Raw genomic sequence first — 20,452 nt, forward strand, 5'->3', positions numbered from 1 at the left:
AATCTCCGTGGTCCTGAACCCTTCGCAAGAGATTGCCGCGCTACGCTCGCAATGACGGCGGTTTAGCGGTTTAGTTTTTGCTTGGCGCCAACAGAGACACGTCGGCAACCTGCAGGAACAACTGACGCAACTGGTTCAACAGGGCGATACGGTTGTTGCGCAGCGCCTCGTCGTCGGCCATCACCATGACGTTGTCGAAGAAGTCATCCACCGGCGCACGCAGGCTGGCCAGAGCCGCCAGCGTAGCGGTGTAGTCGTTGGCGGCAAACAGCGGCGCTACCTCGTCGGATTTCTGCGTCAGCAGTTCCGCCAGCGCCTTTTCTGCAGGCTCTTGCAGCAGCCCGGCGTCCACCGCAGAGGCGGTCTCAACGTTGGACTTGGCGAGAATGTTGGAGACGCGCTTGTTGGCGGCGGCCAGTGCTTCGGCTTCCGGCAGGGCGCGGAAGGCGTTGACTGCCAGGACCCGATTGTGGATATCCAGCGGCTCGGACAACTGCTTGGCCTGAACGGCCTGGAAGACTTCGGCGGCGATCTGATCTTCTTCGTACCAGGCGCGGAAGCGTTCCACCATGTAGGCGAAAGCGGTGGTCACGGTTTCGTCGGCCTTGCCAATGTTGCTGCCGTGTTGGTCTGCGGCGGCGCTTAACAGGGCTTTCAGGTCCAGCGGCAGTTGTTTTTCCACCAGCAGGCGCAGCACACCGAGGCTGGCGCGACGCAGGGCAAACGGGTCTTTGGAGCCGGTGGGTTTCTGGCCAATGCCGAAAATACCGCACAGCGTATCGATACGGTCTGCCAGGGCAACAATGGTGCCGGTCATGGTTTCCGGCAGCGCGTCGCCGGCAAACTTGGGCTGGTAGTGTTCTTTCAGCGCCTTGGCAACGTCGTCGTCGAGGCCTTCGTGCACCGCGTAGTAGTAGCCGGCCAGACCTTGCATCTTGTCGAACTCGCCCACCATATCGGACACCAGGTCCGACTTGCACAGCTCAGCGGCTTGCGCAGCCTTGTCGACGTCGGCACCCAGCTGGGCGGCAATGTTGGCAGCCAGTCCCTTGATGCGCTCGGTCTTGTCAAAAATCGAACCCAGTTTGGCCTGGAACACGATGGGTTTCAGGCGCTGGCGGAATTCGCTCAGGGAAACTTTTTTGTCGGTTTCAAAGAAGAAAGCGGCATCGGACAGACGCGGACGGATGACCCGCTCGTTACCGTCGATCACCTGAGCGGGGTCTTTACTTTCAATGTTGGAGACCGTGATAAAGTGCGGCAGCAGTTGTCCGTCTTTATCCACCACCGGGAAGTATTTCTGGTGCTCTTTCATGGAGTAGATGAGCGCCTCGGAAGGCACTGCCAGAAAGCGTTCCTCAAAGCGTCCGGTCAGGGCCACGGGCCACTCGACCAGGCCGGTGACTTCGTCCAGCAGATCCTGGTCGATCACGGCAACGCCATTGATCTTCTCGGCTTCGGCTTCGACCTGTTGGCGAATCAGTTGTTGGCGCTGTTCGTAATCCACCATCACGTAGGCGATGGACGGCAGCTTTTTCAGGTAATCGCTGGCGTTGTCCACTTGCAGAGTCTGGTTGTAGTGGAAGCGGTGACCACGGGTTTCACGCGCGGCGTGCAGACCGAGCATTTCGGCATCGACCACGTCATCGCCGAACAGCATGATCAACCAGTGTACCGGGCGCACGAACTCTGCACGGCTGGCTCCCCAGCGCATGCGCTTGGCAATGGGCAGGGCATTGAGGGATTGCTCGACAATGGCGGGCAGCAGGTCGGTGGTGGCTTCGCCACCGGCCTGGGAGCGGAACACCAGCTTCTCAACCTTGCCGTCGCTTTCGCTGGTTAGCGCGCTGACCGCAATGCCGTTTTTGTTGGCAAACGCCTCGGCGGCTTTGGTGGGATTGCCGTCGGCATCGAAAGCGATCTTCGCCGGCGGTCCCCAGATGACCACGTCTTTTTGCGGGGTCTGTTGTTCCAGATTGCGCACCACGACCGCCAGACGGCGGGGAGCCGCATAGGGTTCAATCGCCTCAAAGGCCAGGTCCTGCTGTTTGAGCCCGTCGGCAATTCCCTGGCTGAACGCCAGCATTAATTTTTTCAGTGCGGTTGGGGGCAGTTCTTCGGTGCCCAGTTCGACCAGAAAATCCTTAGCCATGATTACTGTACACCTCCTTTTTCACTGGCAGACTCTGCCGCCAGTTGCATCACTTGTTGTCTCAGGTTGTCTTCCGCCAGCGGGAAGCCCAGTTTCAGCCGGGCATCAAAGTAGGCCTGGGCCACCGCGCGGGCCAGGGTGCGCACGCGCAGAATGTAACGTTGGCGCTCAGTCACGGAAATGGCGTGACGGGCATCCAGCAGGTTAAAAGCGTGAGAGGCTTTCATGACCATCTCGTAGGCCGGCAGCGGCAGGTTCTTGTCGATCAGGCGCTGACTTTCGCGTTCGCAGGTGTCGAAGGTCTGGAACAGGAAGTCGACATCGGCTTCTTCAAAATTGTAGTGGGACATTTCCACTTCGTTTTGCAGGAACACATCTCCGTAGGTGACCTTGTTGCCATCCGGGCCGACGGTCCAGACCAGATCGTAAATGGAGTCGACGCCCTGCAGGTACATGGCGATGCGCTCCAGACCGTAGGTGATTTCACCGGTGACGGGATAGCATTCGAGCCCGCCGACCTGCTGGAAGTAGGTAAACTGGGTGACTTCCATACCGTTGAGCCACACTTCCCAGCCGAGGCCCCAGGCGCCGAGGGTGGGGGACTCCCAGTTGTCTTCCACAAAGCGGATGTCGTGGATGAGGGTGTCCAGCCCCAGCTCTGTTAACGAGCCCAGGTACAGATCCTGAATGTTGCTGGGGGAGGGCTTCAGCACCACCTGGTACTGGTAGTAGTGCTGCAGGCGGTTGGGGTTTTCACCGTAGCGACCGTCGGTGGGACGGCGGCAGGGCTGCACATAAGCGGCATTCCAGGTTTCCGGGCCAATGGCACGCAGAAAGGTGGCCGGATGGAAGGTGCCCGCACCCACTTCCATATCGAGAGGTTGTAGAACCACGCAGCCCTGACGGGCCCAGTATTGTTGAAGTGCGAGAATCAGTCCTTGAAACGTACTGACATCGGGCTTGTTGGTCTCAGACACGGCTGTCTGTCCCTCCGGCTTTGGTGAATTTCGGTGAAAATGGATAAACGAGTAAAAATAGGGGCGAGATTATAGCCTTAGCGGCAGGCTGTACCAAGGAATGCGTCCAATTTAGCTGATTCCTGGTTGGGGATTGAGGGTCATGGGCCGCTGTGGACCAGATGTCGGCGGAGCGAGAGGCTTGAAACGGACCCGGATCGGCACCCCCGGGTGTCTGTGACGCCAGGCCGAAGTGCTCCGGTATTGTTCACGGCGGAGTCATTGGGTAAGCTTCCGCTACTTTTTTACTGGCTGCAGGCACATCAATGTCGGATTCTACTACCTCACCGGATGAGCGCTCGACGGGTGACCGTTTCAAGGAGTTTCTGGGGATTTCCCTGTTAAAAGGCAGTGCCTGGTTACCGTTGCCGGTGAGCCGCAGTCTCGGCGCGGCGGTAGGCTGGCTGGCTTATGTCAGCCGCAACCGAATGTATCAGGTGACACGGGAAAACCTGACCCTGTGTTTCCCCGACCTGAGTGAGGCAGAGCGCCGCCGGTTGACCCGGGCCAGTTTGCTGGAAACCGGCAAGATGTTGCTGGAAACCGGTGCGGTCTGGCTGAAAGATCAAGCCTGGCTGAAGCGTCATGTCCTCAAGGTTCACAACCTCGAGCTACTGGAGCAGGGGATGGCGGCCGGCAAGGGCGTTATCCTGCTGGGACCACACTTGGGGAACTGGGAAGTGCTGGGTTTGTATGTGTCGGATTTGCCCAAGGCAACTTTTCTGTATCAGCCGCCCGACAGCGCCAAGCTGGAGCAGATCATCCGCGACGGACGGGAAAAGGCCGGCGCTCATTTGGTGCCGACCAACCGCAAGGGGGTACTGGCGCTGCTGAAAGCCCTGAAAGCCGGTGGCTTTACCGGTATCTTGCCCGATCAGGTGCCCGATGCCGCGGGTGGTGAGTTTGCGCCTTTTTACGGTGTGCCGGCGCTGACCATGACCCTGGTCAACAATTTACGCCAGCGCTTGGGGTGTGCGGTGTTCGCCGGTTACGCCGAACGGGTGCCAGGCGGGTTTGAAATTCACTTCATTGAGGCTGCAGCGGGCATTGATGCCGACGACCCGGCGGTGGCGCTGGCGGCGTTGAACAAAACCGTCGAGCGGTGTGTGAACCAGATTCCCGCCCAGTACCAGTGGGAGTACAAACGCTTCCGCAAACAGCCCGCGGGCATGCCCAAACGCTACAAGAAAAAACAGGCCTGAGCCCTCCGTGCGAGAGACCGCTCATCTCGCACAGCCTGTCTTGTAAGCTTTTCCTGGTTTCTAGTTTCTAGTTTCTAGTTTCTAGTTTCTAGCGCCGCCAGAACATCGGACTGAACAGCACCAGCAGGGTAAACACCTCCAGTCGCCCCAGCAGCATGGCGAAACACAGCACCCACTTGGCGGTTTCGTTCATGTCACCGTAATGCGTGGCGACTTCACCCAACCCCGGGCCGAGATTGTTGATGCAGGCACCGACGGCGAAAAAAGCCGTGATGACATCCAGGCCGGTACCGACCAGCACCAAAAACATCATGAAGTAGGCAAACACATACACCGAGAAGAATCCCCACACCGCATCCACCACTCGGTCGGAGACACTGGTACTGCCAACCTTGATGGGGATGACGGCACTGGGGTGGATCAGGCGGTGAATTTCGCGGATGCCCTGTTTGAAAATCAACAGAATTCGAATCACCTTGATGCCGCCACCGGTCGATCCGGCACAGCCCCCCATAAACGCGAAGTAGAGCAGCATAAACGGCAGGATACTGGGCCAGGCGCTGAAGTCGGTGGTGGTAAAGCCGGTGGTGGTTAAGATCGACACCAGCTGAAAAATGCCGTGGCCGACGCTGTCGGTAAAGTTAAACACATCGTAGTGGTAGAGCAGAAAGATGGTAAGAACGCAGCCAACGAGGATGGCGGATATGTAAAACTGAAACTCCGGATCGCGAAAATAATTGCTGATGCGGCGATCCTGCCAGCTGTAAAAGTGCAGCGCGAAGTTAATGCCGGACACCACCATAAAGAACACGCAGATGGCGTGGATGGTCTCGCTCTGGAAAAATCCCATGCTGGCGTCATGGGTGGAAAAGCCGCCAATGGCCACTGTCGCGTACGCGTGGCAGATGGCGTCAAACAGGCTCATGCCGGCAAACCAGTAGGACAGCGCACAGACGACGGTCAGACTTAAATAAATCAAAAACAGCGCCTTGGCGGTTTCCGTGATGCGCGGTGTGAGTTTGCTGTCTTTCACCGGCCCCGGCGTTTCGGCGCGGTAGAGCTGCATGCCGCCGATGCCGAGCATGGGCAGGATCGCCACCGCGATCACAATAATACCGATGCCGCCCAGCCACTGCAGTTGCTGGCGGTAGTAGAGAATGGATTTGGGCAGCGTGTCGAGCCCGGTAATCACCGTCGCCCCGGTGGTGGTCAAGCCGGACAGGGATTCAAACACGGCGTTGGTGAAGGAGAGGTTGAGGCCGTTGCTGAACATAAAGGGCAGTGATCCAAACAGCCCCAGGACGGTCCAGAACAGCGCGGTCACCAGAAAACCGTCGCGGGTGCGCAGATCCTGCTTGACGTTGTGCACGGGAAACCACGCCACCATGCCGGCGGCAAAGGTGATGATAAAGGCGATCAGAAACGACACTTGATTGTGATCGTGAAACCACAGCGAGACCAGCACCGGCGGTATCAGCGTCAGGCTGAACAGCATCAGAAGGATGCCGAGAATGCGAGAGATAACGGTGAAATGCATAAATGTTCTGCCGGATGTCAGGCGCAGTCGTGCGGGAGGGCGCGCGTGCGGCCGATGTAACTTCCCAAACTCTGCGTGTTGAACATCCCAGTCGCCTTAAAAGTAAATTGCTGTAATACCGAAAATTGATTTCACCGAGACAACCGCTCGAGCTTATTTAAGAGCCGTGCCCTAAAAGAAGGTGAAGCCAACCTGAAACAGTTGCTCAATGTCCTTGGTGTGCTTTTTGTCCACCAGGAACACGATGACATGATCGCCGGTCTCCACCACGATGTTGTCGTGAGCGATGAGCACTTCGCTGCCCTTGTCGGTTTCCCGCAAGATCGCACCGATGCTGGCCCCGGTGGGCAGATCGATGTCTTCAATGGCCTTGCCCACTACCTTTGAGGTGCGGGAGTCGCCGTGGGCAATCACTTCAATGGCTTCGGCGGCACCGCGACGCAGTGAGTGAACGTTGACGATGTCACCGCGGCGCACGTGGGTCAGCAAGCTGCCAATGGTGGTTTGTTGTGGCGAGATGGCAATGTCGATTTCCCCCCCCTGCACCAGGTCCACGTAGGCGGGGTTGTTGATCAGGGTCATGACTTTGCGCGCCCCCAGGCGTTTGGCAAGCATGGACGACATGATGTTGGCTTCGTCGTCGTTGGTGAGGGCCAGGAACACATCGGTGTCTTCAATGTTTTCTTCCAGCAGCAATTCCTGATCGGACGCGCTACCGTGCAGAACGATGGCACGGTGCAGTCGCTCGGACAAATAGCGGCAGCGGTCCAGGTGATATTCAATCAGTTTGACGCTGTAGCGCGATTCCAGTGAGCGTGCCAGACGGAAGCCGATGTTACCGCCGCCGGCGATGATGATGCGTTTGTACTGGGTTTCCAGTCGCCGCAACTCGCTCATGACCGCGCGGATATCCGATTTGGCGGCGATAAAGAAGACTTCGTCGTCGGCTTCGATGACGGTGGAGCCTTCCGGGGTGATGGCGCGATCGCGGCGGTAGATGGCCGCCACCCGGGTATCGACGGACGGCATGTGCTGACGCAGGAAGCTCAGTTCCTGACCCACCAGCGGGCCGCCGTAATAGGCTTTTACCGCCACCAGCTGCACCTTGCCATCGGCAAAGTCCAGCACCTGCAGGGCGCCCGGATGTTCAATCAAACGGAAGATGTAATCACTGACCAGGCGCTCGGGACTGATCAATACGTCGATGGGAATGGCATCGGGGCTGAACAGGTCGGGCTTGTTGAGGTAAGCGTTGGCGCGGATACGGGCAATTTTGGTGGGCGTGCGGAACAGGCTGTAGGCCACCTGACAGGCAATCATGTTGAGCTCGTCGTTGTTGGTGACGGCAATCAGCATGTCGGCATCTTCGATGCCCGCCTGCATCAACACGGTGGGGTGGGAGGCTTCGCCGGTGACCACCCCAATGTCGAAGCGATCGAGCAGTTCGCGCAGGCGAGCTTCGTCGGTATCCACCACCGTAATATCATTGGCTTCGTTAGCCAGGTTTTGAGCGAGGGTACCGCCCACCTGACCGGCCCCGAGAATGATGATTTTCATGGTCCGACACTGACCTTAGTTAAGTATTTGGCTGACGCTGTTTGACTGCTTCACGCAGGCGTATTTTCTTAAAACCTGCTCACTGTGTTCATATCTCGGCTGACGGACCCGAGCCCGCCTCACGGTCTGTTGAACCCGTCCTGTTTCTCAGGTCACCTGTCTATCCGTGCGCCTATCTATCCGTGCGCCTGCCCAGTTTACCTTACCGGTGTCGTGTCATGGCTTGTCCCAACGACGGCCCTGTCTTGCCCTCAGCGGCGCGTTTTGTGCAGACACGCATAATAAAACCCATCGTGGCCTTCGAGCTGCGGCAACAGTTGCCGGCCACAGGTTTGGGCGATTCCCCACGGGGCGTCAATAACGTCGTGTTCGGCATCCGGCTGTGCCGCAATAAACTGCTCAATAACCCGAGTGTTCTCTGTGGGCAAGAGCGAACAGGTGGCGTACACCAGCCGGCCGCCGGGCTTCAGGGTGGGCCAAATGGCGCGTAAAATCTTTAGCTGCAATGCCGCAAGCTTAGCAATATCTTCGGCATTGCGCAGCAGTTTGATGTCCGGGTGGCGACGAATGACCCCGGTTGCCGAACAGGGGGCGTCCAGCAGGATGCGATCAAAGGTGTCGCCATCCCACCAGTCGTCTACCGCCAGTGCATCGGAGCAGATGATTGTTGCGGTTTGCTGCAGGCGCTGCAGGTTGTCTTTTACCCGTTCCAGGCGCCGCGCCTCCAGATCGAGCGCCACCACTTCCCTGAGGGGCGAGCTCAATTGACTACCCAGCTCGAGAATGTGCCCGGTTTTGCCGCCGGGTGCACAGCAGGCATCCAGCACCCGCTGGCCCGGTTGCAGCTGCAGCAGTCCGGCGGCCAGTTGCGCCGCTTCATCCTGAACGCTGAGCTGGCCGTGCTGGAAGCCCGGCAGCTTATTCACATCGCAGGCGCTGTTGAGGGTGATGCCAAAAGGGCTGAACGGGGTCAGGCGGCTGTCCTGCCCAATCGTCTTCAATTTTTGCTGGTAGCTGGGCCGGTCGTGCTGAGCGAGATTCAGTCGCAGGGTAAACGGTGGGTGGGCGTTGTTCGCCGCGAAGATGTCCGCGGCCTGTTCCGGCCAGAAGTTCTCGATGTGTTTGCGCAACCAGTTGGGGTGCGCGGTGGTAAAGGCGGGGCTCTTCTTTAGCGCGTCTTCCAGCGCTTCCCGCTCGCGTTGATAGCGCCGCAGGACACCGTTTACCAGCTTTTCGGCCCAGGGTTTTTTCAGCGCCTTGCAGGCGGCAACCGTGGTGTTGATGGCGGCGTGGTCCGGTACCCGCAGGTATTTGAGCTGGTACAAACCCAGTAGCAAGAGCGCGTGGATATCACTGTCTTTGGCCTTGAGCGGCTTTTCCAGCAGGCGATTGAGGATCGATTGCAGTTGTGGCTGCCAGCGGCAGGTACCAAAGCACAGCTCCTGCAACAGCGGCTGCTCCTTGTCGTCCACACGTTCCGCCGCGGGGGCCATCAGACTTGCCAGCGACGCCTGTTGCTGCAGTACCGCCGCCAGGGTGAGAGCGGCCTGGGCTCGCACCGGGCGCGGTTTTTTCTGACTGGTCTCGGCACTCATTTACGGTTGACTGCCCGTGAGCTGGCTGCCGACGGCAAAACGGTCGCCGTGGCCATTGAGGATGTCGCGTACTGAGAGGGCTTTTTTGCCCGGCAACTGCAGCTGCGTGAGGCGCAGGGCTCCTTCGCCGCAGGCGACCACAATGCCCTGGTTGTCGGCGCTCACAATGGCGCCGGCGGTGTGCTTGGTTGCCGCCGGGGTGTCCTCCACGGCGCAGCCCCACACCCGAATTCGGTCTTTCCCCTGACTGAAGTAGGCCACGGGGAAGGGGTTAAAGGCGCGAATCTGGTCATAGAGAACCGATGCCGGCTGGGTCCAGTCGATGGCGGCTTCTTCTTTCGTCAATTTGGAGGCGTAGCAGGCGAGGCGGTCATCCTGTTTTTCCGGTGCCAGCGTGTGGTGTTCGATCTGCTGTAACGCCTGCAACAACGCCGGGCCGCCTTGCTGCAGCAGCTTGTCGTGCAGACTGCCACCGGTGTCATCGGCAGCGATGGGGCAGATGGTCTTGATCAGCATGTCACCGGTATCGAGGCCGATGTCCATTTGCATGATGGTGATGCCGGTTTCGCGGTCGCCGGCGGCAATGGCACGCTGAATAGGGGCGGCACCCCGCCAGCGGGGTAATAAAGAAGCGTGAACATTAATGCAGCCAAAGCGCGGGGCATCCAGCACGGCTTGCGGCAAGAGCAGGCCGTAGGCCACCACCACCATGACATCGGCGTTGAGCTCGGTGAGGGTGTTGAGGGCTCCTTCCTCTTTGAAATTGACGGGCTGTAACACCGTCAGGCCGTGTTGTTGCGCCAGTTGCTTGACCGGGCTGGCCACCAGTTTCTTGCCGCGACCGGCCGGGCGATCGGGTTGTGTGTAAACGCCCACTATCTCGTGATCGCTGTCGATAAGGCATTGCAGGTGATGGGCGGCAAAGTCTGGGGTGCCGGCAAAGATCAGTCGCATGGGGTATCCGTCGGTAATTCGTTGTGTATAAAGAGCGTCTTGTTACAAAAAAGGGAAGTCGTCCTTCCCTTGTGTTTCGCTTGGCTAACCCGAGGCGCTAGGCTTGCTGACGATGGGCCTTTTCGAGCTTTTTACGGATGCGCTGGCGTTTTACCGGCGACACGTAGTCGACAAACAGTTTGCCTTTGAGGTGGTCCAGCTCGTGCTGAATACAGGTCGCCAACAGACCGTCCGGCTCCAGGGTGAACGGTTCACCGTTGCGATCGAGCGCCTTGACGATGATGTTGGAAGGCCGCTCAACGGTTTCATAAAAACCGGGCACGGACAGGCAGCCTTCATCGTATGGCCGGGTGCTGTCGTCGAGTACGGTGACTTCCGGGTTGATGAACACCAACGGATCGTTGCCATCTTCGGAAATATCCATCACCACCACCTGCTTGTGCACATTGACCTGGGTGGCAGCCAGACCAATACCGGGGGCGTCGTACATGGTTTCAAACATATCTTCAATCAATTGACGGATAGAATCATCCACCTGGTCGACGGGTTTGGCCTCGGTACGCAGTCGAGGGTCTGGAAATTCGAGAATGTTTAATATAGCCATAAGCCTTTGTGACAAACTTCTAGTAAAAAGGTAACAAGCGCTGCTAACATTATGAATCATACAGCATTTACGTGTTGGAGCTGGTGATTTCCAAGGGCTGCTCGTCGAATACTCTATATATAGCAACAAGAGTTCGGGAGAAGTCATGGGGTCGCAAGCGACTGTGTCTTTTCCTGAGCAAATGGAACCAGCACCAGTGTTCGCTAAGTCATTGTAACGTTTAGCACCGCCATTATAACGTTTAACGGCCTGCGGACCGAACAAACAGGATCGGTTTCTATGAAAAAACTAGTATTTGCCTTCTTTGCCCTGTGCTTATCTGTGTCAGCACTGGCCGATGAGGTGCGTTTAAAGGACACTCACCCCGACCGCTACACCGTGGTTAAGGGGGATACATTGTGGGATATCTCCGAAACCTTTCTGCAAAATCCGTGGATGTGGCCAGAAATATGGCATGTTAATCCACAAATCGAAAACCCACACCTGATTTATCCGGGGGATGACATCACCCTCATCTACCTCGACGGCAAGCCGCGGCTGACCGTGGAGCGCGGCAAGCGTGTGGTGAAGCTGTCGCCCAAGGTGAGAGCGACGCCTCTGGATGAGGCCATTCCGGCGATTCCTCTGGATGCCATCAACAATTTCCTGAGTCGCAGCCGGGTGGTGACCTCTGCCGAGCTGGATGCGGCGCCTCATGTCCTGACCGGTGCCGAGCAGCACCTGGTGGTGGGTGAAGGCGATGACCTTTACGCGCGTGGCGATTTCAGCGATGGCATCAAGACCTACGGTGTTTACCGTGCGGGCCAGCGTTTTATCGACCCCGAGACCAATGAGCTGCTGGGTTTGCAGGCGCTGGACATCGGTACGGTGAAGCTGGAGAAAGAGCAGGGTGAGGTGGGTACTTTTGCCGTGACCCGCACCACGGAAGAAATCCGCATTGCCGATCGCCTGTTGCCGAATGAAGAGCGAGCCATTGATTCGACCTTCTTCCCCTCGGTCCCCGTTGAAGACATTTCCGGTGTGATCATGGCCGTGGAAGGGGGGGTGAGCCAGGTGGGTCGCATGGACGTGGTGGCCATTAACCGCGGTGAGCGCGAAGGCGTTGCCATCGGCAACGTGATGGCCATTTTTAAAGACGGTGGCGTCATTCGTGACCGGGTTAAGGGCGATGTGGTCAAGTTGCCGGAAGAGAAAGCCGGCTTGCTGATGGTGTTCCGCACGTTTGAGAAAATGAGCTTTGCACTGGTGCTGGAGGCGGATCGTCCGCTGGCGGTACTGGATAAGGTTCATCGCCCATAAGGCGCTCTTTAACAGACCGCTTTTTGCAGCAACATCGTTCAAAAGTACCAACAACGATCCCTATAAACCCCCTCAGCTCCGGTTGAGGGGGTTTTCTTTTATCTGACCGCGCCTAATTGCTCTACCATCCTGACCAACGGAACAATTGCTCTTAAGGATAAGGTCATGGGGAAGGGAGAGACCGGGTGTCGGGACGGTGTGGATACCGGTATTGATCGCAATGTTGACCGCAACGGTGAGAGCGACGCTGAGCCTGGGATAGGGACAGAGGGTGGGGTTGAACCCCTCAGCCCGTGGTCATCGTCATCCGGTGATGACCCGTGCTGGTTAATTCCGTTTCTGTTATCGCTGCCCGGTTTCGGCGTGGCCCGCTACTGGCAATTGCGCCAGCAATCCCTGCCGCTGGGGCGGTTGCTGACACAGCCACTGGACAGTTTGTTGCCGTTCTTTCCGGCACCCAGCCACAGTCCGTTGCGCGACTTTTATCGCCACCGTACCGACAGCCAGAGTTGGCGGCTGTTTGCGGAGCGGCACCAGGCGTTGGCCGAACGCGGGGTGACCATCCTGACCCATGAAGACCTGCGTTACCCGGAGCTGTTGGCGGTAATCTCACAAGCGCCACCGGTACTCTATTTGCGGGGCTCGGTAGAGGCGTTAAACATGCCGCAAATTGCCTTTGTCGGCAGCCGGCATGGCACGCTCAACGGTAAAGACACCGCCCGGCATTTCGCCCGCTATCTGGCCAGCGTGGGGCTGGGGGTGACCAGTGGCCTGGCACAGGGTATTGATGCCTGTGCGCATCAGGGCGCCCTGGCTGGCGGTGGGGCGACGATAGCGGTGATGGGCACCGGCATTGATCGAGTGTACCCCGCCCGACACCGGGGGATGGCGGATGACATCGTCGCCGCGGGTGGCGTGCTGGTCACGGAATTCCCCCCGGGCACCCCGGCGCACAGTGGCAACTTCCCGCGACGCAATCGCATTATCAGTGGCTTGAGCCTGGGCGTGGTGGTGGTTGAGGCAGCGTTGAAAAGCGGCTCGTTGATCACCGCGCGCTGCGCGCTGGAGCAAAATCGCGAAGTCTTTGCCATCCCGGGCTCCATTCACAATCCGCTCAGCCGTGGTTGCCACCACCTGATTCGCGATGGCGCCACGCTGGTGGAAACCGCCGAGGACATCGCTCGAGAGTTGCGGGGGTGGGCCTCGAATACCGTCACCCGTGACTTTCGTCACGCTCCTCTACCTCTACCGTTGCCGGCAGGGGGGGAACCGGCTGCGGAAGAGCGGTTGGCCGGCTTGACCCGTGCCGAGGCGGCTTTACTGAAAGCGCTGGGGTTTGATGTGTGTGATTTTGATGAGCTGCTCGCTCGCTTGTCGTGGGCTACGCCGGAGCTGCTGGCGACCCTGATGCAGCTGGAGTTGCGCGGGCTGATCTCTCAGGAGGGGGGGAACGTGGTGCGCCTGGGGTGAGCCGCTTCTGGTATCATCAACAGGTGTGAGGCTCATTGCCAGGGTGGCGTGATGGCGTTAAACCGGTGTCAGGGCTGCGACAAGTTGTGCATTGACGGGAGTTAAGGTAAGTTGCCGCGCACCCACATTGGCGCAGGGTGAGACCCGGCCCCACAATTCCCTAGAAACTAGAAACTAGAAACTAGAAACTAGAAACTAGAAACTAGAAACTAGAAACTACAGGTTCAACAAAGATGGATTGGTCCCGCCACCCCAGTATTCAACGTGCCGCCGACTTATTGTGGAGCGGTGAGATTATTGCCTACCCCACTGAAGCGGTGTGGGGCCTTGGGTGCTCCCCGTTTGACGAGCAGGCAGTGTACAAGCTGCTGGCGCTGAAAAAACGGGATTATGAAAAGGGCATGATTCTGGTGGCCGCCGACGTGGAACAGTTTGCCGATTATCTGCGTCCGCTGACCCCGGAGCAGCAGCAGACCCTGCGCGCTTCCTGGCCGGGTCCCAACACCTGGATTGTGCCGGATATCGACAACCAGATCCCCGAGTGGATCAAGGGGCAGTACAGCGGTGTGGCGTTGCGGGTGAGTGCGCACCCGCTGGTGGCGGGGTTGTGCCGTGCTTTCGGCGGGCCCATTGTGTCCACCTCGGCCAACCCCCAGGGCAAGTCTCCGGCCCTGCACCAGTGGAAGGTCCGCCAGTATTTCGGTGACAGTGTGGCCATGGTGACTCCGGGCGCGGTGGGGGCACAGGCCAAACCGACCCAGATTCGCGACCTGGTGACCGGTCAGGTGGTGCGCGCCAGCTAGAGCCGACCCTCTCCGGCGCAGTGAAGAGGTGATGGGGGTAAATTGAAATTGTTTTTTGGGTTAAAGGGGTCTGTTTGATGTATCGCAAACTGACACCGTGGCTGAACAGGCAAAATGCCGACCACGAAAGCATCAACATCAGTCCAAAGGCTGGATCCCGAAGACACAAACCGAGGTAATTATGAGCCAACCGGATAAAGAAGCCGTTAAACAATACCTGCTGTCGCTGCAGGACAGCATTTGCCGTCAGTTGGAAGCCGAAGATGGCGAGGGCCGCTTTGTGGAAGACAGCTGGGAACGCGAAGGCGGCGGCGGTGGCCGTTCGCGGGTTTTGGTCGACGGCGCGGTGATAGAAAAAGGCGGAGTCAACTTCTCCCATGTGCATGGGACCGAAATGCCCGCTTCCGCGACGCAGCATCGGCCGGAGCTGGCTGGCCGTTCCTTTGAGGCCATGGGCGTCTCGCTGGTGATTCACCCGCGCAATCCGATGGTGCCGACCAGCCACGCCAATGTGCGCTTTTTCATTGCCGAGAAAGAGGGCGAGGAACCGGTGTGGTGGTTTGGTGGTGGCTACGACCTGACCCCGTATTACGGCAACCTCGAAGATTGTCAGTATTGGCATCAGACGGCCAAAGAGGCCTGTGCGCCATTCGGTGAAGATATCTACCCGCGTTTCAAAAAATGGTGCGATGAGTATTTTTACCTCAAGCATCGCAACGAGCCACGCGGTGTGGGCGGTTTGTTTTTTGATGATTTTAATGAACTGGGCTTTGAGCAAAGTTTTGCGTTTATGCGTTCCGTTGGGGACAGCTACGCGCCGGCTTATTGTCCGATCATCGCCAAGCGCAAGCACCTTGAGTACACCGAGCAGCAGCGACAGTTCCAGCTGTATCGCCGTGGCCGTTATGTGGAGTTCAATCTGGTGTTTGACCGCGGTACCCTGTTTGGTTTGCAAACCGGAGGACGCACGGAATCCATTTTAATGTCCCTGCCACCCCTGGTGCGCTGGGAGTACGATTGGCAGCCTGAGCCGGGCTCGGCGGAAGCCGAGTTAACCGAGGTGTTTTTACAGCCGCGGGAATGGGTTTAAGGTTTTACAGCCCGCCCCATGATTAAGGGCTCGTGCTGTCGTTACCAGCCCGTTTTGGGGTTATCGACAGTGCGTTTGTTGTGAGGGGCAGTTGTTTTTTTTAACGGATAGTTTCATGGATCAGTACCGAGTGTATGGCAATCCCATCGCGCAATCAAAGTCACCGCAAATTCATCAGCAGTTCGCCAACCAAACCGGCGAGTCACTGAATTATGAAAAACAATTGGTGCCGGTGAACGGTTTTGCCGATGCGGCCAAAGCGTTTTTCGCGGAGGGCGGCTGTGGCTTAAACATCACCGTACCGTTTAAGCTGGAGGCGTTTCAGTTTGCCACCCGGTTGACCGAGCGCGCCCGCAACGCGGGCGCGGTGAACACGTTAAAAGCGCTGGATAACGGCGATATTTTGGGCGACAACACCGACGGTCAGGGGATGGTGTCGGACATCGTCAATCACCTGGGCTGGTCATTGAAAGACAAAACCGTACTGCTGCTCGGCGCTGGCGGTGCGGTGCGCGGTGTACTGCAGCCGTTGCTGGAGCAAGAGCCCACCAAGGTGGTGATTGCCAATCGCACGGTGGCCAAGGCCCTGACGTTAGTGCGCGAGTTTAAACGTTATGGCAAGGTGCAGGCCTGTGGTTTTGCGGATCTGGCCGGCCAGCAGTTTGATGTGGTGATTAATGGCACCTCAGCCAGCTTGTCGGGTGACCTGCCGCCTCTGCCCGAACATCTGCTGAGTGAACAGGCGGTCTGTTATGACATGATGTACGGTGCCGAACCGACAGTCTTTATGCAGTGGGCCAGTGCGCACGGCGCAACCTCGGTGGCTGACGGCTTGGGCATGTTGGTGGGTCAGGCCGCTGAAGCTTTTTACCTCTGGCGCAGAGTGAAACCGGAGGTTGCACCGGTGATCCAGTCGTTGCGTGCGCAACTGATCCATTCCTAAAATCCAGTGTGAAGTTCACCGATAGCCAATGCCGCCAAAATGCGTCGGCGGTGGCTGGTGTTTTTCCCCAGCGCTTTTCCTTGTAAATCAGAATGTTTCGATGGATGCCGTCGAAATTCTGAATTTTAGTTGATCTATGTCTAATTAGACGCCAGTGGCTTTTCGTAAAATCTCCCTACATTCAGTGGTAAGGAGGTTCTGCTCATGTCGTTACAGTGGTCGTCGGATCTGGAAATCGGTATTCCGGTAATAGACAGTCAACACCAGCGCATTGTTGAATACATCAACGGTGTGGAATTGGCCCATCAGCATCACAGTCAAAAGGAACTGCTGGTGGTTCTGGATGAACTGGTTGATTACACCCTGTCGCATTTTGAGTTTGAAGAATCGTTGATCGAAGAAGCCGGTTACCCCTTCACCAAAGCGCACAAAAAAGTGCACGCATTGTTTACCCGGCGTGTGCAGGGCTATCAGCAGCGCGCCAAAGCCGGGGAAGACGTGACCGAAGAATTAACCCACACGCTGAAGACCTGGTTGGTGAATCACATCAAGCACGATGACCGTGATTATACCGGTGTGGTGAAAGACAACATGAATGAGGCGACGAAGCGGGTTAAAGCAAAATCCGGCAGTTGGATGAGCCGTTTATTCGGTTGATCACACCATCACTTGGCAGGAGGAAATATGTCGCGTTTTGTTTGGTCTAAGGAGTTTGAGCTGGGCATTGATATCATTGATCATCAGCATCAGCGCATCGTCGACTACATTAACCAGATTTACGACATTTCTTTAAAGGCACAGGGGACTTGCGGGTCTGTTGAGGTTACGGACGCAGACACTGCCGATTTGAAAGCGGTGCTGGCCAGTCTGGTGGACTACACCCTGTCGCACCTGGCCTTTGAAGAGGCGCTGATGGAAGAGGCAGAGTACCCGGAATTGTCGGAGCATCAATTGGTACATCGGCAGTTTTCCGAGTTGATTGGCAGCCTCAAAGCGCGCTTTGACCAGGGTGAAGAGGTGAGTCAGAGGCTCGCCAGTGTGTTGCAGCACTGGTTGATCGAGCACATCATGACTGAGGACAAGCGCTATGCGGAGCTGGTGAAACACAAACTGCTCGGTATCGAGCCGGATAAACACCGGCACTGGGTGCAGCAAGCCCTGTCCCGGCATTTTCAATAAGGCTGAATGGACTAGCCACGGTAACCACAAGCGCCGCTCTCAGGAACGTCCTGCATCCAGCGGCGCGTGGGTAACACCTGCCGTCGGGGTTATTCAATCCCGGCCAGATATTGATCTTTCAATTTCACATAGTTGTTGGCCGAATACGTAAAAAAGCTCCTTTCCTTGTCGGTCAGTGGGCGGGCTTTTTTACAGGGTGAGCCAACGTAGAGATAGCCACTTTCCAACCGCTTGCCCGGTGGTACCAGGGTGCCGGCGCCAATCACCACTTCGTCTTCTATGATGGCGCCGTCCAGGACGATAGAGCCAATACCGATCAGCACGCGGTTGCCGATGGTGCAACCGTGCAGGGTGGCACTGTGTCCGACCGTGACGTCGTCGCCGATGGTCAGTGGCCAGCCCTCGGCATTGAACGGACCCTTGTGGGTGATGTGCAATACGGTGTTGTCCTGAATGCTGGTGCGCGCACCGATCTGGATGCGATGCATGTCCCCGCGCGCCGCAACAAAGGGCCAGATTGAGCTGTCGCTACCGATGTGAACATCGCCAATGATGCGGGCGCTGGGGTCGATATAGACCCGTTCACCCAGTTGCGGGGTCATGCGCTGAAAAGGGGTAACGGGTGTGGCGGGCGTGTGCGGGCTCATGCAGATGGCTCCTTTCCTCATGGGGTCTTCAGGGGCATCGGGGGCTTCAGATTCAATGCGTGTGCAATGGCGCTGGCGGCTGAGGCACCCGAGACGAAAGATCCGTGACTTTAGCATATCCTGTGTCTGAAATTCCCCCCGCTGTCCGGTCAAAACTCCGCCAAAATCACGGGTAAGGGGTGTATCATAGGACTATTCCCTGCGGGGCCCCTGTTTGCGGGCCGCTGTTCGGCTCGCGGCGCTGTTACTTGAGGCTTGCTACCTGGTACCTGCTCCCGGCCACAACCGCTGAGGGCCGCCGGTTGCTCCGGGCTGGCCGAGTGCCCGTTTGATCCATTTTGAGGTGAGTGTTCTTTCTATGACCAATCCATTACTAGACAACCCCACATTACCCCCGTTTTCCGCCATCCAGGCGGAGCACGTCGAGCCCGCCATCGACAGCCTGATTCAACAGTGCCGCGAAAACCTCTCGGCGGTGGTTGCGCAGGCACAGACGCAAGGGGTTTGCTGGGAGAATCTGATCACCCCGCTGGAAGAGCAGGATGACCGCTTGAGCAAGGCCTGGTCGCCGGTCGGCCACCTCAATGCTGTGATGAACAGTGATGCCTTGCGTGATGCCTATACCAGCAGCATTGCCAAACTGACCGCTTACGGCACCGAAGTGGGTCAGAATAAGCCCCTGTGCGAGGCTTATCAGGCGCTGGCCGACAGCGAGCAGTTTGCGCAATTGTCAGAGCCCCAGCGCACCTCGGTCGAGCATGCCCTGCGCGATTTTCGTCTCGCCGGCGTGGATCTGCCGGAGGCGGAAAAGCAAACCTACAGTGACTTGAAACAACGGCTGTCAGAATTGAATACCCGGTTTTCCAACAATGTTCTCGATGCGACTCAGGGCTGGTACAAGCGCCTGGAGAGTGCCGAAGAGCTGGCGGGATTGCCCGACAACGCGCTGGCGCTGGCCAGGCAGGCGGCCGACGAAAAATCCGAGTCCGGGTATGTGATCACGCTGGATATCCCCTCTTACCTGGCAGTCATGATGCACGCGGACAATCGCCAGCTGCGCGAAGAGATCTACACCGCTTACGGTACCCGCGCTTCGGATCAGGGGCCGACGGCAGGGCAGTGGGACAATGCCCCGCTGATTGATGAAATATTATCAGTGCGCCACCAGTTGGCGCAGCTGCTGGGGTTTGACAACTACGCCGAGCGTTCTCTGGCGACCAAGATGGCAGAGAGCTGCGATCAGGTGGAGGCCTTTTTGCTGGAGCTGGCGGAAAAAAGTAAGCCGGCAGCCCAGGTGGATTATGACGAGCTGAAAGCCTTTGCCAAAAGTCGTGACGGTGTGGAGGATTTTCAGGCCTGGGATCAGGCCTATTACAGTGAAAAACTGAAACAGCAAAAATACGCCATTTCCCAGGAAGAATTGCGCCCGTATTTTCCGGCCGAAACCGTGGTGGAGGGTATGTTCGAGCTGGTGGCGCGGTTGTTTGGCATCCGCATTCGCCAACAGACGGCGGATGTTTGGCATCAGGATGCGCGCTTTTACGAAATTGAACAAAACGGCGAAGTGATTGCCCGGTTTTACCTGGACATGTACGCCCGTGCCAACAAGCGCGGTGGCGCCTGGATGGACGAGTGCCGGGTGCGTCGGCAGGGACCTGAGGGCTTGCAGTTGCCGGTGGCTTACCTGACCTGCAACTTTACCCCGGCGGTGGGGGACAAACCGGCGTTGTTAACCCACGATGAGGTGGTGACCCTGTTTCACGAGTTTGGCCATGGCCTGCACCACATGCTCACCAAAATCAGTACCGCGGCGGTGAGTGGTATTAATGGTGTGGCGTGGGATGCGGTGGAGTTACCCAGCCAGTTTTTGGAAAACTGGTGCTGGGAAAAGTCGGTCATCCCGATGATTTCGGGACACTTTGAAAGCGGGGAGCCGCTGCCGGAAACCTTGTTGAACAATTTGCTGGCGGCCAAAAACTTTCAATCCGCCATGCAGATGCTGCGGCAGATTGAATTTTCGCTGTTCGATTTTCGCCTGCATCGCAATTACAACCCTGGCAGTCCCCGCCCGGTACAGGTGGTGTTGGATGAGATTCGCAAGGAAATTGCGGTGGCCATACCGCCGGCCTTTAACCGCTTTCAGAACAGTTTCAGTCACATCTTCGCGGGCGGCTACGCCGCCGGTTATTACAGCTATAAATGGGCTGAAGTCCTGTCCAGCGATGCCTTTGCCCGCTTTGAAGAGGAGGGGATTTTTAATGTTGAAACCGGCCGGAGTTTCCTGAAAGAAATTTTGGAAATGGGTGGCTCCAAAGACGCCATGGAATTGTTTAAAAATTTCCGCGGACGTGAGCCCAACACCGAAGCCCTGTTGCGCCACAGTGGCATTGTGTAGTTGATGATG

At 57.6% G+C, this 20,452-nt stretch carries 17 protein-coding genes; 9 read left to right on the plus strand and 8 right to left on the minus strand.

From position 1 onward, the window contains the following. Nucleotides 1–70: 70 nt before the first annotated feature. Together glyS and glyQ are read right to left on the minus strand one after the other, a co-directional pair. The gene (gene glyS, locus G8770_RS20500) at nucleotides 71–2,152 is read right to left on the minus strand and encodes a glycine--tRNA ligase subunit beta (protein ID WP_167191455.1); all 2,082 of its coding nucleotides are present in this window, start codon (nucleotides 2,150–2,152) and stop codon (nucleotides 71–73) included. A 2-nt stretch (nucleotides 2,153–2,154) separates the two neighbouring features. Further along, on the minus strand, nucleotides 2,155–3,129 hold the full coding sequence (gene glyQ, locus G8770_RS20505) for a glycine--tRNA ligase subunit alpha (RefSeq protein ID WP_167191457.1): 975 nt from the start codon (nucleotides 3,127–3,129) through the stop codon (nucleotides 2,155–2,157). 305 nt (nucleotides 3,130–3,434) lie between these two features. On the opposite strand from glyQ, the gene G8770_RS20510 reads away from it, so the two are divergent. After that, a complete protein-coding gene (locus G8770_RS20510) occupies nucleotides 3,435–4,370 on the plus strand; it encodes a lysophospholipid acyltransferase family protein (protein ID WP_167191459.1) in 936 nt (311 codons plus the stop codon). An 88-nt stretch (nucleotides 4,371–4,458) separates the two neighbouring features. Here the strand turns inward: G8770_RS20510 and G8770_RS20515 are convergent, their stop codons facing one another. The 5 genes from G8770_RS20515 to def form a co-directional block, all read right to left on the minus strand. Next, on the minus strand, nucleotides 4,459–5,907 hold the full coding sequence (locus G8770_RS20515; RefSeq protein ID WP_167191461.1) for a TrkH family potassium uptake protein: 1,449 nt from the start codon (nucleotides 5,905–5,907) through the stop codon (nucleotides 4,459–4,461). Between the two features lie 171 nt (nucleotides 5,908–6,078). After that, nucleotides 6,079–7,464: a Trk system potassium transporter TrkA gene (trkA, locus tag G8770_RS20520; RefSeq protein WP_167191463.1), complete on the minus strand. Its 1,386-nt coding sequence runs from the start codon at nucleotides 7,462–7,464 to the stop codon at nucleotides 6,079–6,081. A gap of 251 nt (nucleotides 7,465–7,715) precedes the next feature. Next, nucleotides 7,716–9,059 (minus strand): 16S rRNA (cytosine(967)-C(5))-methyltransferase RsmB, encoded by a 1,344-nt coding sequence (gene rsmB / locus G8770_RS20525; RefSeq protein WP_167191465.1) that lies wholly within the window; start codon nucleotides 9,057–9,059, stop codon nucleotides 7,716–7,718. Next, the gene (gene fmt, locus G8770_RS20530) at nucleotides 9,060–10,013 is read right to left on the minus strand and encodes a methionyl-tRNA formyltransferase (RefSeq protein ID WP_167191467.1); all 954 of its coding nucleotides are present in this window, start codon (nucleotides 10,011–10,013) and stop codon (nucleotides 9,060–9,062) included. Nucleotides 10,014–10,110: 97 nt separating this feature from the next. Continuing rightward, on the minus strand, nucleotides 10,111–10,617 hold the full coding sequence (gene def / locus G8770_RS20535) for a peptide deformylase (protein ID WP_167191469.1): 507 nt from the start codon (nucleotides 10,615–10,617) through the stop codon (nucleotides 10,111–10,113). Between the two features lie 279 nt (nucleotides 10,618–10,896). Here def and G8770_RS20540 point away from each other — a divergent pair, with 279 nt between their 5' ends. The 7 genes from G8770_RS20540 (at nucleotide 10,897) to G8770_RS20570 (ending at nucleotide 17,401) form a co-directional block, all read left to right on the plus strand. Further along, nucleotides 10,897–11,916, plus strand: a complete 1,020-nt coding sequence (locus tag G8770_RS20540) for a LysM peptidoglycan-binding domain-containing protein (RefSeq protein ID WP_167191471.1) — start codon at nucleotides 10,897–10,899, stop codon at nucleotides 11,914–11,916. 165 nt (nucleotides 11,917–12,081) lie between these two features. Next, nucleotides 12,082–13,386 (plus strand): DNA-processing protein DprA, encoded by a 1,305-nt coding sequence (gene dprA, locus G8770_RS20545; protein WP_167191474.1) that lies wholly within the window; start codon nucleotides 12,082–12,084, stop codon nucleotides 13,384–13,386. A 233-nt stretch (nucleotides 13,387–13,619) separates the two neighbouring features. Then, complete coding sequence (gene tsaC, locus G8770_RS20550) at nucleotides 13,620–14,189, plus strand: L-threonylcarbamoyladenylate synthase type 1 TsaC (protein WP_167191476.1); 570 nt, start codon at nucleotides 13,620–13,622, stop codon at nucleotides 14,187–14,189. Between the two features lie 181 nt (nucleotides 14,190–14,370). Further along, complete coding sequence (hemF, locus tag G8770_RS20555) at nucleotides 14,371–15,279, plus strand: oxygen-dependent coproporphyrinogen oxidase (protein WP_167191478.1); 909 nt, start codon at nucleotides 14,371–14,373, stop codon at nucleotides 15,277–15,279. 115 nt (nucleotides 15,280–15,394) lie between these two features. Continuing rightward, nucleotides 15,395–16,222: a shikimate dehydrogenase gene (aroE, locus tag G8770_RS20560; RefSeq protein WP_167191480.1), complete on the plus strand. Its 828-nt coding sequence runs from the start codon at nucleotides 15,395–15,397 to the stop codon at nucleotides 16,220–16,222. Nucleotides 16,223–16,426: 204 nt separating this feature from the next. Continuing rightward, complete coding sequence (locus G8770_RS20565) at nucleotides 16,427–16,879, plus strand: bacteriohemerythrin (protein ID WP_167191482.1); 453 nt, start codon at nucleotides 16,427–16,429, stop codon at nucleotides 16,877–16,879. 27 nt (nucleotides 16,880–16,906) lie between these two features. Next, a complete protein-coding gene (locus G8770_RS20570; RefSeq protein WP_167191484.1) occupies nucleotides 16,907–17,401 on the plus strand; it encodes a bacteriohemerythrin in 495 nt (164 codons plus the stop codon). A gap of 89 nt (nucleotides 17,402–17,490) precedes the next feature. On the opposite strand, the gene G8770_RS20575 is transcribed toward G8770_RS20570, so the two are convergent. Then, a complete protein-coding gene (locus G8770_RS20575) occupies nucleotides 17,491–18,048 on the minus strand; it encodes a gamma carbonic anhydrase family protein (protein ID WP_167191486.1) in 558 nt (185 codons plus the stop codon). A gap of 358 nt (nucleotides 18,049–18,406) precedes the next feature. Here G8770_RS20575 and prlC point away from each other — a divergent pair, with 358 nt between their 5' ends. Then, nucleotides 18,407–20,443, plus strand: coding sequence for an oligopeptidase A (gene prlC, locus G8770_RS20580; protein ID WP_167191488.1), 2,037 nt, complete (start codon nucleotides 18,407–18,409; stop codon nucleotides 20,441–20,443). The last annotated feature ends 9 nt before the right edge of the window (nucleotides 20,444–20,452 follow it).

It is taken from the genome of Pseudomaricurvus hydrocarbonicus, assembly GCF_011602365.1.
In the GTDB taxonomy this organism is placed as follows: Bacteria; Pseudomonadota; Gammaproteobacteria; order Pseudomonadales; family Cellvibrionaceae; genus Pseudomaricurvus; species Pseudomaricurvus hydrocarbonicus.